Annotated in this window: 12 protein-coding genes; 4 read left to right on the forward strand and 8 right to left on the reverse strand. The window is 61.1% G+C overall.

What is annotated here, in order from left to right; translation table 11 throughout:
• Positions 1–742: 742 nt before the first annotated feature.
• The 5 genes from AC51GT_RS24375 to AC51GT_RS24395 form a co-directional block, all read right to left on the reverse strand.
• Positions 743–1,435: a S1 family peptidase gene (locus tag AC51GT_RS24375; RefSeq protein ID WP_496330423.1), complete on the reverse strand. Its 693-nt coding sequence runs from the start codon at positions 1,433–1,435 to the stop codon at positions 743–745.
• 44 nt (positions 1,436–1,479) lie between these two features.
• Entirely contained in the window at positions 1,480–2,175 is a 696-nt protein-coding gene (locus tag AC51GT_RS24380) for a Cap15 family cyclic dinucleotide receptor domain-containing protein (protein WP_496330424.1), read from the reverse strand.
• Positions 2,109–2,999 (reverse strand): nucleotidyltransferase domain-containing protein, encoded by an 891-nt coding sequence (locus tag AC51GT_RS24385; protein ID WP_496330425.1) that lies wholly within the window; start codon positions 2,997–2,999, stop codon positions 2,109–2,111. Before AC51GT_RS24385 ends, AC51GT_RS24380 begins: the two co-directional genes overlap by 67 nt.
• Positions 3,000–3,888: 889 nt before the next feature.
• Positions 3,889–4,923 carry a DNA polymerase domain-containing protein gene (locus AC51GT_RS24390; protein ID WP_496326530.1) on the reverse strand — a complete coding sequence of 345 codons (1,035 nt, stop codon included), beginning with the start codon at positions 4,921–4,923 and terminating at the stop codon, positions 3,889–3,891.
• On the reverse strand, positions 4,920–5,963 hold the full coding sequence (locus tag AC51GT_RS24395) for an ATP-dependent DNA ligase (RefSeq protein WP_496330479.1): 1,044 nt from the start codon (positions 5,961–5,963) through the stop codon (positions 4,920–4,922). The genes AC51GT_RS24390 and AC51GT_RS24395 overlap by 4 nt, the downstream gene beginning before the upstream one ends.
• A gap of 28 nt (positions 5,964–5,991) precedes the next feature.
• Between AC51GT_RS24395 and gluQRS the strand changes: the two genes are divergently transcribed.
• Complete coding sequence (gene gluQRS / locus AC51GT_RS24400; protein WP_496326359.1) at positions 5,992–6,915, forward strand: tRNA glutamyl-Q(34) synthetase GluQRS; 924 nt, start codon at positions 5,992–5,994, stop codon at positions 6,913–6,915.
• 64 nt (positions 6,916–6,979) lie between these two features.
• Here gluQRS and tgt read toward each other — a convergent pair whose 3' ends face one another.
• The 3 genes from tgt to AC51GT_RS24415 form a co-directional block, all read right to left on the reverse strand.
• Positions 6,980–8,242, reverse strand: a complete 1,263-nt coding sequence (gene tgt, locus AC51GT_RS24405) for a tRNA guanosine(34) transglycosylase Tgt (protein ID WP_496326358.1) — start codon at positions 8,240–8,242, stop codon at positions 6,980–6,982.
• 67 nt (positions 8,243–8,309) lie between these two features.
• Entirely contained in the window at positions 8,310–10,655 is a 2,346-nt protein-coding gene (locus AC51GT_RS24410; protein ID WP_496330426.1) for an MMPL family transporter, read from the reverse strand.
• A 51-nt stretch (positions 10,656–10,706) separates the two neighbouring features.
• Positions 10,707–11,333 (reverse strand): TetR/AcrR family transcriptional regulator, encoded by a 627-nt coding sequence (locus AC51GT_RS24415; RefSeq protein ID WP_496326356.1) that lies wholly within the window; start codon positions 11,331–11,333, stop codon positions 10,707–10,709.
• 156 nt (positions 11,334–11,489) lie between these two features.
• On the opposite strand from AC51GT_RS24415, the gene AC51GT_RS24420 reads away from it, so the two are divergent.
• The 3 genes from AC51GT_RS24420 (at position 11,490) to AC51GT_RS24430 (ending at position 13,846) form a co-directional block, all read left to right on the forward strand.
• Positions 11,490–11,993: a hypothetical protein gene (locus tag AC51GT_RS24420; protein ID WP_496330427.1), complete on the forward strand. Its 504-nt coding sequence runs from the start codon at positions 11,490–11,492 to the stop codon at positions 11,991–11,993.
• A 138-nt stretch (positions 11,994–12,131) separates the two neighbouring features.
• Entirely contained in the window at positions 12,132–12,578 is a 447-nt protein-coding gene (locus tag AC51GT_RS24425; protein ID WP_496326354.1) for a hypothetical protein, read from the forward strand.
• A 110-nt stretch (positions 12,579–12,688) separates the two neighbouring features.
• Entirely contained in the window at positions 12,689–13,846 is a 1,158-nt protein-coding gene (locus AC51GT_RS24430; RefSeq protein ID WP_496330428.1) for an acyl-CoA dehydrogenase family protein, read from the forward strand.
• Positions 13,847–13,892: the final 46 nt, after the last annotated feature.

Here is a 13,892-nt window from a genome sequence, read left to right on the forward strand (position 1 = left end):
ACGAAGGGACTCGTGCGCTGCACCCGCATCATGAAGTTAGCTAATGAAACAACACAATCCCCTTGACGAAGCCAGAGATCCAGCCAACGACCAGCAACCGGCCGCTTCCCCGAAGACGACCTCAACAACCCCGCCCTCCGGTCCGTCGCCCGCGCCATCATCAGCATCGCGACCGGCTTCGAGCAGCAAACGAGATTCTTCAGAGACATCCTTGCCCACGATGACTACATCACAGGACTCACCTTCGAAGGTCGCTGGTTCTTCTACTCGCACGGCACCGCCTTCGCCGTCGTCACCTTCGAGAAACGCCGACTCGCCACGCGCATCCCCAGATCAGCAAACAACCTCCCCATCCCCCCTCATCTCACCTAGTGGGAACCCCGTGGAACACCCATCGACAACTGGCGCACCCACCGCGACGGCACACCAAGTCACTGGCTCCCACTCGCCCTCCACGGCCTCGAAGTCATCCAAGCCGAACTTGCCGACGATCCCTTCCGACTCCGCTACAAACCCTGATCCTTACGTTTCCGCAGGTCAGCGAAGTACTCCAGCACACGCTCGACCTCAGGTAGAGGGTTCGAAAGCCGTCCCGGTAGCTCCGCCAAATGAAAATAATTTTCAATTAACAGAGGCGCGCCGAGTTCGAACTTTCACAGTTCGTCTCGGCGCTCTTTATTTTACAGAGATAAAATAGTTCGAATACCGCCTGGTGTTGATGTAAATTACACACCAAATGACTTTACAAGCTTGAAATTGGCTGACCGAGCAGCGATGGCGACCAATTATGTATCGCATCTGCACGCACCGCATAGCCTACCGAACTAGCATTTCCATTCTGCGCAGAATGCCTATGTCCGGCGAAAACTCCCACAACTCGCCATATTTCCGAAGGCTCTCGCGCGATTATCGGGCTTCCCGAGCACCCTGAAACACCCGGTTCACTAACCTCGTAGAATGAATGTCCCCGTACTGCGAATAATGGAATGTCCTGCATCCTCCTGCGGATATATCCTTGAAGATAGACTAAATCAGGCCTAAGTGCTATCAGCCCGTCCTGCTCAAGCTCCTGCGCGGTCTCTTCAGGATATGACCATTGCCTATACTCGAAAGACGAGCCCTCCCAGGCGTCCGATATGCGCATAATTGATGGGTACTTGATCGATGGTATTCGTAGTATCGCCACATCCTCGGTCGGGTGGGCTTCAGAGTCAGTCACTCGATGAACATGCCATTTGTCATCATCGGTCGTAAGTACGGCTAGGTGATTCCCATCGTCAGCACCTAGGAGATGAGCATTCGTCAATGCGGTTCCATCAGAACCCAACATAAAACATGTGCCATGGAAACGCTCAAGCTTGTAAAGACTCCCTTCTTCGGAGACTTCAACAAGAGGCAAGACGTAATCTCGAATCGGCTGGCCAGTATCACTCATTCATATAGTTTAGCATTTCTCTACGGGCGATAAATGCAGTGTTACTATTGGCAATGGTTCTTCGCAGTAGAAAAATCGCTATGCCCGACGGAGCGATCATGCAATTCTAAACGCATTTCTCCAGCGGTAAATCGGTCAGTGAAGTACTCACCTACGACTTTGTCTGACGATCTATGTGCAATTGATAACTCACAGGCACCAACATGCCTCGGACTCCGTCCACGGTGTTCGGGCCGAGGAACATTCTCGTACATGAACGTTAAAATCTGAGAGTTGGACTCTGAGTTGGGTATAAATCTGGCCGCACGCGAGCGCGACGTACTCTCTTTGGTGTGAAGAGTCGCTGAAAGAGTCCAGAATGATTGTTCGATAGTCATGTACGCCTCAATCGGTCCCCAGTTTCCGCCGGCCGGTATATGGCTGTCGGGATGGGGTGTCAGTTCGACTGTCCACGTTCCTTTGATATACGGGCGACTGAGAAAGCGATGAACAAGCGGCCACTTCCATACCCAAAGATCAAACGCAACGACCACGAGGACTGCTGCAGCTGGCAGGAGCGCCAATACCTGCTTTAGCCAGGTGTCGAGGGTAACTCCTGAAATCACCAACGCTAGCGTGTAAAGTAGCCCAATCGCAATCGCCGTGATTCGCACAGTGTTCTTTATCGACGAGATCACGAGCCAAGCTCCAAGTAGTTCCAACCGGCGTACGCGAAATCCCTGCCGTCTCGTCTTGCCCACGGCTGCTTGCCAGTAAACAAATACTTACACTCGCTCACTTCAAGCCATCGCAAATCCAAATCGTCAGGTTCAGTTCCTTCCAGTTCGTTATAGATATGCGAGAGGACGCCCTTTATCGTAGAGGTCCATGTTGATCTATTGAGAATCGAATCGGGAACATTATACACGAGGCATTCTACAAAGTAGGATGGAACTTCACGATGGTAGTCAGCTTCCACCATTGCATTTTCGAGCCGTTTCAATATTCTTACGGCGCGCTTATACGATTTACTGGTGACGTTATTCTTGGCTCTACCCTTAGTAAGCTGCTGATCGGAGTAATTGACGATCGATGACCCATCCTTCTTAAAGACCTTTGCGCCATCCCGCCATGATTCAGCTGAAAAGTAGTATCGGTAATCGAAACAAGGCACCACATCAATATCCACCCGCGAACTAGTAGCGTCGACGTGAATGGCTGTGGAACCAGAGGTATCGACCTCGCCGGGAAACTTGGCATTCATTGCAGCGACAAGCTCGGATCGTAGCTTGGACGGCGTCCATACTCCTTCATACGTGCCCTGCCCGGCGGGGTGAGCTCCTGCGGTGTGTTCGCCCCAATATCGGACATCCGTACACTTCACAGCAATATCTACATCACTGTCACTCTTCACGTTCGTATTGTTTGCGTACGAACCTTTTGCGAAAACTTTCAGTCCGCAGTCCTCGAATGGTTCATGGTCGCGGACGGCCTCTCGAACCATTCGTTCAGCACGCTCCTGTTTCTCTTGTTCGGAGTCGCTGGATCGTTTTGTCCAGTTGGACAGTTTCTCTTCTAAACTCATGTGGTGATTCTTTCTTTCTGGATCTATTGTAATCCTGTAGCTCGAAAACAGAAAGGCAACGTTTCTCTTACATAGGGAATAAGAATACATGTCGATGGCATCTCAAGCTGTATCTAAGCCACCCGCAGTACTGTTGATTCACGAAGGGACTCGTGCGCTGCACCCGCATCATGAAGTTAGCTAATGAAACAACACAATCCCCTTGACGAAGCCAGAGATCCAGCCAACGACCAGCAACCGGCCGCTTCCCCGAAGACGACCTCAACAACCCCGCCCTCCGGTCCGTCGCCCGCGCCATCATCAGCATCGCGACCGGCTTCGAGCAGCAAACGAGATTCTTCAGAGACATCCTTGCCCACGATGACTACATCACAGGACTCACCTTCGAAGGTCGCTGGTTCTTCTACTCGCACGGCACCGCCTTCGCCGTCGTCACCTTCGAGAAACGCCGACTCGCCACGCGCATCCCCAGATCAGCAAACAACCTCCCCATCCCCCCTCATCTCACCTAGTGGGAACCCCGTGGAACACCCATCGACAACTGGCGCACCCACCGCGACGGCACACCAAGTCACTGGCTCCCACTCGCCCTCCACGGCCTCGAAGTCATCCAAGCCGAACTTGCCGACGATCCCTTCCGACTCCGCTACAAACCCTGATCCTTACGTTTCCGCAGGTCAGCGAAGTACTCCAGCACACGCTCGACCTCAGGTAGAGGGTTCGAAAGCCGTCCCGGTAGCTCCGCCAAAAGGACGAAACATCGAGATCGCCCCGTATTCGTACGGGGCGATTTTGTTTTCCCGGACCTCGCAAACGAGCCACTTATGCGAGACGAGCCACATATTTGTGGCTCGTCTTCGTATTACCGGCTCGTTTGCAGGGGGCTGGGTCAGGTGTCGTCGCGGGCGCGTGATGGCTGCACGCGTTTGGGTTCGCCCGGCATCTTCGGATAACTCGGCGGATAAGGCATGTCCCCCAGCCCATCTCGTTCGTCACGCGCCACCAGGTCGAGCAGCGGTTCGAGGCTGCTGCGATGAGAGTCGATGTCGACCATGGGGTCACCGCGTTTCTCCAGCAGACCCGGGACCGTGGCGATCGTGCAGTCCAGCGGGTCGACGTCGGACAACTCGTCCCAGGTGACCGGTGTCGAGACGGTGGCGGTGGGGGTTCGCCGGGCCGAGTAGCCGGCGGCCATGGTCCGGTCGCGTGCGTTCTGGTTGAAGTCGATGAAGATCCGCTCGCCTCGTTCTTCCTTCCACCACGACGTGGTGATCGCCGAACTGTCGCGGCGTTCGAGCTCCCGGGCCAACGCGATGACGGCCCGACGTGTCGCGATGAAGTCCCACTTCGGTTCGATCGGCACGAACACATGCAGTCCGCGACCGCCCGAAGTCTTCGGATAGCCCTGCATTCCCAGCTCGTCGAGCAGTGGCCGCAACACGTCGATCGCCACCCGCCGTGCATCGGAGAAGTCGGTGCCGGGTTGCGGATCGAGGTCGATGCGGAGCTGATCGGGGTGATCGTTGTCCGGGGCGATGGTGGGCCACGGATGGAACGTGACCGTTCCGAGGTTGGCTGCCCAGACGATGTCAGGGGCGCTGGTCGTCCGGATGGCGTCGGCCTTACGCCCCGATGGAAAGGTGATCGACGTCGACTGCACGTGGTCGGGGCGTTTGGCCGCGACCCGCTTCTGATAGATCTCCTCCCCCTCGATGCCGTCGGGGAAACGTTGCAGGAATGTCGGACGGTCGCGCAGTGCCGTCAGCAGCGCACCCTGCAGAGCGACGGTCCGGTAGTACTCGACGAGGTCACGCTTGCGGCCGCCCTTCTCACCGAGTTGCGGAAAATAGATCTTGTCCGGATTCGACAGCCGCACAGGTGTGCCGTCGACATCGAGTTCCTCAGCCGGTGATCTGGCCATCAGTTCTGTCCCTCCAGTACGTCGAACAGGTCGTAGGTCAGTGGCACCTCGAGTTGGTCGTACCCACAGCTCTCCGGCTCCCGGTCCGGGCGCCAGCGCACGAACTGAACCGTATGACGGAACCGGTGGCCTTCCATCTGGTCGTAGCCGACCTCGACCACCAGCTCCGGGCGAATCGGAATCCACTGCGACGAACCCTTTTCCTTCCACCGGCTGGGCTCACCTTCGGCGACGTTGTCCGGGTCCAGCCGCAACGGTTCGAGCATCTGCTGCAACTCGATCCGCTTGGCATCGGAGAACGCCCCGGCCCCTCCGACCATCTGCAACTCGCCGTTGTCGCCGTAAAGACCGAGCAGCATCGAGCCGAGTCCGGTTCCGCTCTTGTGGATGCGGTAACCGATCACCACGCAGTCTGCGCTGCGCTTGTGTTTGACCTTGACCATCTCGCGCTTGCCCGGAAGGTACCGGCCGTCAAGGCGTTTGCTGACCACACCGTCGAGTCCGGCGCCCTCGAACTCGGAGAACCAGTTCCGTGCCAGGTCGACGTCGGTGGTCACCCGGCTGACCCGGCACCGGCCTGCGCCGGGGATCGCCTCGAGCAACGCTGCCCGCCGGACCGAGAACGCCTCGCTCGTCAGGTCGCGGTCCCCCACTGCCAGCGCATCGAATCCGATGAACATGGCGGGCGTCTGTTCGGCGAGCATCGTCACGCGGGATTTCGCGGGGTGGATCCGGATCGACAACGCGTCCCAGCTGAGTCGTCGGACACCGCCCAGATCTGCCTGAACGCCGATCTCTCCGTCGACAACCACCCTGTCCGGCAACTCATCTCGGGCAGCCTCGATCAGCTCGGGAAAGTAACGGCCCAGATCTTTGCCACCGCGGGACCCGATGACGACTTCGTCGCCATCCCGGAAGATGATGGCCCTAAAACCGTCCCACTTGGGCTCGTGTGACCAGATCTCGGATCCGGGCTCATCCGGGATCTTGATCGCGGACTTGGCGAGCATCGGCACCACCGGGGGCATCACTGGGAGGTCCATGACCGTCAATACTTCCACTTGTAGGCTCATGCGCGTGGACTATCGCGGTGGTGGACGGTACGCGCCGTCTCCCTCAGGAGACCTGCACGTCGGCAATCTGCGCACCGCCCTGCTGGCCTGGATGTTCGCCCGATCCACCGGCCGGACATTCCGGATGCGGATGGAAGACCTCGACCGGGTGGCGGCCGGATCCGCCGAACGCCAGCTCGCTGACCTCGCCGAACTCGGCATCGAGTGGGATCCACCGGTGATGTGGCAGTCGCAGCGGCTGCCCACTTACGACAAGGTGATCGCCGACCTGGGTTCCCGCGGCCTCACCTACAACTGTTACTGCACCCGGCGCGAGATCCTGGAGGCACCGACGGCGCCACACGGACCCGCGGGCGCCTACCCGGGCACCTGCCGGAACCTGACAACCGCTGCTGAGCAGGCCCACATCGACGCCGGACGCCGGCCGGCCATCCGATTGCGCGCCGATGTCACCGAGTTCACGGTGTTCGATGTGATCAGAGGCCCATTCACCGGCCCGGTCGACGATTTCGTGCTGCGCCGCGGCGACGGGATCCCGGCCTACAACCTCGCAGTGGTCATCGACGACAACGCCCAGGCCGTCGATCAGGTCGTCCGCGGTGACGACCTGCTGAGTTCGGCGCCCCGACAGAGCTATCTCGCCACCGTGCTCGGCCTGATGCCGCCGTCGTACGCGCACGTTCCCATGGTCTTGAACACCGAACACAAACGCCTGGCCAAGCGCGACGGCGCGGTCACACTGGCCGATCTGAACGCGGGCGGCGTTGATACGCAACGTGTCCTGTCGCTGATCGCGTCCTCGTTGAATCTCGCCGACCCCGGCGAGGCGGTCTCCGCCGACCTGATGCTCGCCCGGTTCGTTCCGGCGAGCCTGCCTTCCGAACCCTGGATTCTTGATCCCGCAGACCTACTGCGCCGCTGACACGTTCGAAATACGAGCGCCAGTCGACGGCCATGCATTCGGGATGGTGGTCAGCCCCGCCTGATCACTTGGTGGCGGCGCCCGCGTAGTACCGGCCGAGGAACTCGTCCCGGAACTCGAAGTAGTCGCCGTCGATGATGGCCTGGCGGGCCCGCTCCACCAGCGTCACGATGAAGTGTTCATTGTGGATGGTGCAGAGTGTGGCCGCCAGGCCTTCTTTGGCCTTGAACAGGTGATGGATATATGCACGCGTGTATTGCGTTGTGTAGTTCTGCATTTCGGGGTCCAGCGGCGTGAAGTCACGGCGGAAGCGACTGTTGGTCACGTTGTAGCGACCGTCGAGTGAATAGATCGCACCGTTGCGCGCCACGCGGGATGGCGACACGCAGTCGAACGTGTCGATGCCGCTTTCGATCGCGGTGAAGATGTCGTCGGGTTCGCTGATCCCGAGCAGGTGGCGGGCCTTGTCGACCGGCAGTTCCTCGTTGACCCACCGGACGATGGTGCCGAGATTCTGCTTCTCGAGGGCGCCGCCGATACCGTAGCCACCGAAGCCGCGGCCACCGTCGGCAACATCTTTTTCGCTCATCGTCACCAGGTCGCGCGCCGCCTTGCGCCGCAGATCCTCGTACTGCGCACCCTGGATGACGCCCCACAACGACTGCAACGGACGGTGGCTGCGCTGCGCGGTGAGCCGATTGTGTTCGGCCAGACAGCGAATCGCCCACAGACGGGTGCGTTCGAGTGAAGTCTCTTGATAGGCGCGGGTATTCATCAGCGTGGTCAGTTCGTCGAACCCGAAGATGATGTCGGCACCGAGCTGATGCTGGATCTGCATCGACACCTCGGGCGTGAACCGGTGGGTCGATCCGTCCAGGTGGGACTTGAAGGTCACACCGTCGTCATCGACGCGGGCCAGCCGTTCTTTGCCCTCGGCGATGACGTCGTCGTTCTGCATGCCGGTCAGGTCCATCGCGATGACCTTCTTGAACCCGGCCCCGAGCGACATGACCTGAAAACCACCGCTGTCGGTGAAGGTGGGTCCGGGCCAGTTCATGAACTTCCCGAGACCACCGGCCTCGTCGATGATGTCCGGGCCCGGCTGCAGGTACAGGTGATAGGCGTTGGCCAGCACCGCCTGCGCACCGAGATCGCGGACGGCCTCCGGCACAACCGTTTTGACGGTGGCCTTGGTACCGACCGGCACAAACGCCGGCGTCTTGATCTCCCCGTGCGGGGTGCTGATCACACCGGTGCGGCCGAGGGTGCCGGGCAGGGTGGCCCCGACCGTGAAAGTACGGTCGGGGCCTTCATTCAGATCGCTCACCGCTGCATCCTCGCAGCCGGTGACCCTGCCCGGCAAAACAGACTCCTGCGCCGGGAACCGACGCGAGTCAGATCCTCACCTCGGCGTCCGCCTCGCGGGCGGCCTCTTCGGCAGCCAGCGTCTTGTTCAGCTTGTCGCCTTCGATGTCGACGTCCGGCAGGATCTTGTCCAGCCACTTCGGCAGCGTCCACGCCTTGTCGCCGAGCAGCGCGAGCACTGCCGGGATCACCATCATCCGGACGACGAAGGCATCGAAGAAGACCGCCGCGGCCAGCGCGAAGCCCATCGCCTTGATGAACGCCATGTCCTGGAACATGAAGGCGGCGAACACGGCGATCATGATCGTGGCTGCCGCGGACACCACCCGAGCGGTGTGACTGAAGCCGTCGATGATCGCTTCCTTGGCCGACATCCCGTGGACATAGGACTCCCGCATGCGGCTGACCAGGAACACCTGGTAGTCCATCGCGAGGCCGAAGACGACACCGATCAGGATGATCGGCAAGAAGCTGACCAGCGGCTGCGGATTCCCGATGATCCCGAGCGCACCCTCGGTGAAGATCGCGACCGTGGCACCGAAGGTCGCGCCGATACTGAGCAGGAAGCCCAGCGCGGCGGTCAGCGGAACCAACAGCGACCGGAAGACGATCGTCAGCAGGATGAACGCCAACCCGACAACAACGATCAGGTACGGGACCAACGCCGAGGACAGCTTGTCGGAGACGTCGATCTCGATGGCCGTCTGGCCGGTCAGACCGTAGTTCAGTCCAGTGCTCTCGGTGACGCCGGATTCCATCGCGCGGAGGTCCTCGACGAGGTCCTTGGTGGCGTCGTCGCCGGCGCCGGTCTCCGGGATCACCGTGATGATCGCGGTTCCGGTGTCACTGCTGATGTCACCGGGGCTGATCACGGCCTCGGCGACATTTTCGACGCCGCGAACCTGCTCGACCAGACCTTCATAGGCCTCCACACGCTCGGCTTCGCCGTCGACACCACTGCCGTCGACAACCATCACGAACGGGTTGTTCACACCCGGGCCGTAGCCGTCGGCAACCATGTCGTAGGCCATGCGCTCGGTGGTGCCCGGTTCGCTGTTACCGGCGTTCGGCAAGCCCAGCTTGAGTCCGCTGATCGGAATCGCGATCAGCGCCAGCAGGACGATGCCGCTGATTGCGAAGACGGCCGGGCGTTTGACGACCTGGTTGATCCAGCGCTGGCCGTTGTGGCGGCGGGCCGGATCATGCGGTGTCACATCCGGCGGGTTGAGGGACTTGATGCGGGCACCGAAGACCTTCTCACCGAAGATGCCGAGGATCGCGGGCAGCAGCGTCAACGCAACCAGTACGGCGATCAAGACGGTGCCGGCCGCGGCCAGGCCCATCGCCGTCAGGAACGGGATGTTGACGATGAACAGGGCCGCCAGGGCGATGAACACCGTGGCTCCGGCGAACACAACTGCCGAACCCGCTGTACCCACAGCCTTGCCGGCAGCTTCGGCACGGTTCCTGGACCGGTGCACCTCGTGCCGGTAGCGCGACAGGATGAACAGCGCATAGTCGATGCCCACGGCCAGGCCGATCATCATGGCCAACACGGGGGTCTCGGAGCTGAGATCGAAGAAGAACGTCGCTGCGGTGACACCCATCATTCCGACGGCGACACCGACGATCGCGGTGATCAGCGGCATGCCCCACGCCACCAGCGACGCGAAGGTCAGGACCATCACCAGGGCGCCGACCGCCATACCGATCAGCTCTGAGGTCATACCCATCGGCTCCATGGCCATTGCGGTGCCCGACATCTCCACGGTCAGGCCGCTGGCACGGGCCTGGTCCGCGATCTCCTCCATCTGGGTCTGGGCGGTCTCACTGACGTCGGCTGCGGCCTCGACATCGAACGCAGCGCCCAGCTGGACCATGGTGGCGTCGGCGTTGATCGGCGAGGTGACCTGCGCGCCGGCCTGCGCCTGGGCCGGGGCGGTGCCGAAGGTCTGCTCGTTGAACTGGACCACCGCATCGCGGCCCGGACCCGGGTTCTGCTCGGTGCCGTAGGTGTCGAACGGGTTCGCGATCGACTCGGGCGCCTTCACCCCGTCGAACTGCTTCATCGCCTCGACCATGGTGTTGATCGCGGCCTGGTACTGCGGCTCCGTCAGGGTGGCACCCTCGGGCGCCTGGACCACGTAGGTGAGCGCGATGTTCTCGGAGAACTTGGGTTTCTCCGGGAACGCCTCGACCATCTCGTCCTGGGCCTCGACCGATGAAACACCGGGGATGGTGAAGGTCTCCGACGTCGGCTTCGAGAGAGTCGCGGCGGCCACGCCCATTCCGATGAGGACGAGCAGCCAGATCGCCACCATCTTGAATTTGTTCAGATAGGCCCATCTGCCTATCCGGTAGAGATATGTAGCCACGTGCGGGGCTTCCTTCCGTCGGGATTTTCGTTCAGGAGGTCTGTCGGGGGATCAAGGTCGTGCCGGGGTCGGCGGCGGCGGTCCGGCAAGACCGGACTTGGTCACTTCGAACGCCTCGCCGAGGAAACGGCGTAGATCGTCGTGGGGTGCGGTTCCCGCGGTCCACATCTCCAAGGCCACGCGCAGAGTGCAGAGCGCGTTGGTGAAGACGAGCCGCTCGAAAAGGCCCATCGCAGTTGTCGGGCCGCGCGCGGCGACGACCTCGGTGAACCGTTCCTTCTGCATCGCAGCGAGGTCGCTGTTGTCCTTGTGCGCGACCAATGTCGGCTCGGTCTCGAGCAGCCGGATCAGGGTGGCGAACTGGTTCGGTACGGCTTCCGTATCGCAGGCGATCTCGGTGAGTGCGTATTCGACTGCATCCCAGAGAGATTCGTCCGCCGGACGGGACTCGATGAAATCGGCGATCCGGCCGAGGACAACACCGACGAAATGGATCAGCGCGTCTTCTTTGCCGGCGAAGTAGTTGTGGAAGGTCCGCGCCGAGACTCCGACCTCGGCGGCCACGGTGTCGACCGAGACAGACTCCAGACCACCATCGGCCGCATGCCGGAGCACCGCGGTCGCCAAGGCAAGCCGGGTCGCGGCCTTCTTGGATTCACGTAGTCCCATTTGCTGCATGCAGACCACGGTACGGAAATTGCAGTGCCCTGCAAATTTTCTGATGGGTGCAAAATTGACTGGTCGATCACATGCGAGCAGGGACGGTGACCCCGGTCACCGGCCATGGTTCAGAACTTCGGCGGCATTGCGGCCAGGGTTCGCTACGGTTGGCCGATGCGCGCAGCGATCTCAAAACTCGTCGGAGCCACGATCATTGCCGGAGGTGTGGCGATGGCATCGACCGCCTGCTCCGGAGACGACTCCGCCCAATCAGATGACTCCACATCGGTATCGGCCTCGGCGGTCACCACCGACACCTCTGCCGCCCGTGCCTCTCAGGCCGGTAGCGCGGCCTCCCAGAACTCGAATGCCCCTGCCGTTCCGGGCCCGTCGCTGCCGCCGGCAACCTCGATCCCGGACTCGAAACTGCTCCCCGACCTCGACGGCGCCCGGTGCGACACCGTGAACGGGCCGGACGGGGCGCTACACGTGATCCTCCTCGAGGGCAGCTCGATCGACTGCGCCGTGGCGATGCCGATCGCCAAGGAATACGCACCCATGATCGCGACCGGCAAACCCCAACAGGTTCAGGGGTGGGACTGCGGCCCTTCGCAAACCAGCGGAGTGCTATCCGATTGCACAAAAGACGCTGACACGATCTCCTTTTCGGTCGAATAATCGACGCGACCCGAAACCCGCACCTAAGGATCACTTAGAAATGGTTTAGGAATGCAATATTTCAGGAAACCCATCCACATCTGTCGTCGGCACGAAGCCCAAGTGCCCGCCAGACCGCACAAGATGAGGAGTATTTCCATGAATCGAATTGCGCGCACGACCACAGGTGTTCTCGCAGCTGTCGCAGGAAGCGCGGCACTGGCTTTTGCGGCGGCCCCGGCCGCATCCGCTGCCCCGCTCTCGGTGTGTCCGAGCCTGCCGGGACAGACAACCACGACCGAGGATTGCTCGGCCGACTCCGGGCCGACCGGATTGACCCTGGCCATCACACTCAACGACGGTTCGGCCACCGTCACCGGCGACAACTTCTCCGGCCCGGCTGCCATCGCCATCGGTGAGGGAGCCACCGTAAACATGGAGGGCATTCGCCCCGGCCTCTCGATCGGTATCGCCGGCCCCGGAGCCGACGTGACCGTCACCGGAGAAAGCCGGGTGAGGTGCGAAGACGGCCTGAGCTTCGCCGGCGACTTCCAGACCTTCACGGGTTGCTTCAACGACGGTATGAACGAAATTCCGCTGGGTTAGTCGTTCACTTAGCCCTATCGTTCCGTCCCCGGGTGCTCTATGTTCGAATTCGCGCCGCATGCACGCGTTCGGACCGACCGACACGCAAGCATCCGGGGATGGAGGGGACAGTGCTTCGGACTGTGTTCAACGACGAACATGAGGCTTTCCGCAAGGTCGTCCGCGATTTCATCAATCGCGAAGTCGTCCCCGTTCACCACGAATGGGAAGAACAGGGCCATCCGCCCCGCGAGTTCTACAACCGGCTCGGCGAGCTGGGAATCCTGGGTATCGAAGCCCCCGAGGAATTCGGCGGCGGCGGTTCCGAATCGTTCAAGTTCACCGCCATCGTCACCGAGGAGGCGGCCCGGGCCGGCGTCACATTCGGCTCATACTCGGTGCATTCGAATCTGATCCTGCCGTACCTGGTCGAATACGCGACCGAAGAGCAAAAGAAACGCTGGCTCCCCGGATTCATCTCCGGCGAGATCATGACGGCGATCGCGATGACCGAACCGGGCACCGGCTCGGATCTGGCCAACATCGCCACCACTGCCAAGCTGTCCGAGGACGGCGAGTACTACACCCTCAACGGCTCCAAGACCTTCATCACCGGCGGCGCCCTCGCCGACCTCATCCTGGTCGTGTGCCGCACCGCATCGAGCACCTCGGAGAACCGGCGGGCCGGGTTGACCATCTTGTGTGTCGACACCACCTCCGAGGGTTTCTCGGTGGGCCGCAAGCTCGAGAAGATCGGGCTCAAGGCCTCCGACACCGCCGAGCTGTCCTTCGACAACGTGCGGGTACCGGTGACCGACCGTCTCGGCGAAGAGGGCGAAGGATTCAACTACCTCACCCACAATCTCGCCCAGGAACGTCTGACCATCGCACTGCAGGCCTCGGCCTCCGCCCAGGCCGCGCTGCAACACGGCATCAACTACGTCAAGGAACGCGTCATCTTCGGAAAGCCGTTGTCGTCGTTCCAGAACTCGAAATTCGTTCTGGCAGAGTGCGCCACCGAGGTCGACGCCATCGTGCTGATGGCCGACCGCGCACTCGAGCTGCACGACGAAGGACAACTGAGCGTTCCCGACGCCGCGAAAGCCAAACTCTTCTGCACCGAGGGCGCCGGCCGGGTCATCGACAAGTGCCTCCAACTGCACGGCGGTTACGGCTACGTCACCGAGTACCCCATCGCCCGCCTCTACGCCGACACCCGGGTCTCCCGCATCTACGGCGGCACCAGCGAGGTCATGAAGACCATCATCGCGAAATCGCTTGGTATCTGACCTCTTCCGTTCATCAAGCCGAACTCTTCGACTCAAAAGACAAACG

This window comes from Williamsia sp. z34 (assembly GCF_059553395.1).

Coding starts and splice junctions, on each gene's coding strand:
- AC51GT_RS24375 (WP_496330423.1), bottom strand. CDS start 1,435: ATGAGTGATACTGGCCAGCCGATTCGAGATTACGTCTTGCCTCTTGTT.
- AC51GT_RS24385 (WP_496330425.1), bottom strand. CDS start 2,999: ATGAGTTTAGAAGAGAAACTGTCCAACTGGACAAAACGATCCAGCGAC.
- AC51GT_RS24395 (WP_496330479.1), bottom strand. CDS start 5,963: ATGGACCTCCCAGTGATGCCCCCGGTGGTGCCGATGCTCGCCAAGTCC.
- gluQRS (WP_496326359.1), top strand. CDS start 5,992: ATGCGCGTGGACTATCGCGGTGGTGGACGGTACGCGCCGTCTCCCTCA.
- AC51GT_RS24415 (WP_496326356.1), bottom strand. CDS start 11,333: ATGCAGCAAATGGGACTACGTGAATCCAAGAAGGCCGCGACCCGGCTT.
- AC51GT_RS24420 (WP_496330427.1), top strand. CDS start 11,490: ATGCGCGCAGCGATCTCAAAACTCGTCGGAGCCACGATCATTGCCGGA.
- AC51GT_RS24425 (WP_496326354.1), top strand. CDS start 12,132: ATGAATCGAATTGCGCGCACGACCACAGGTGTTCTCGCAGCTGTCGCA.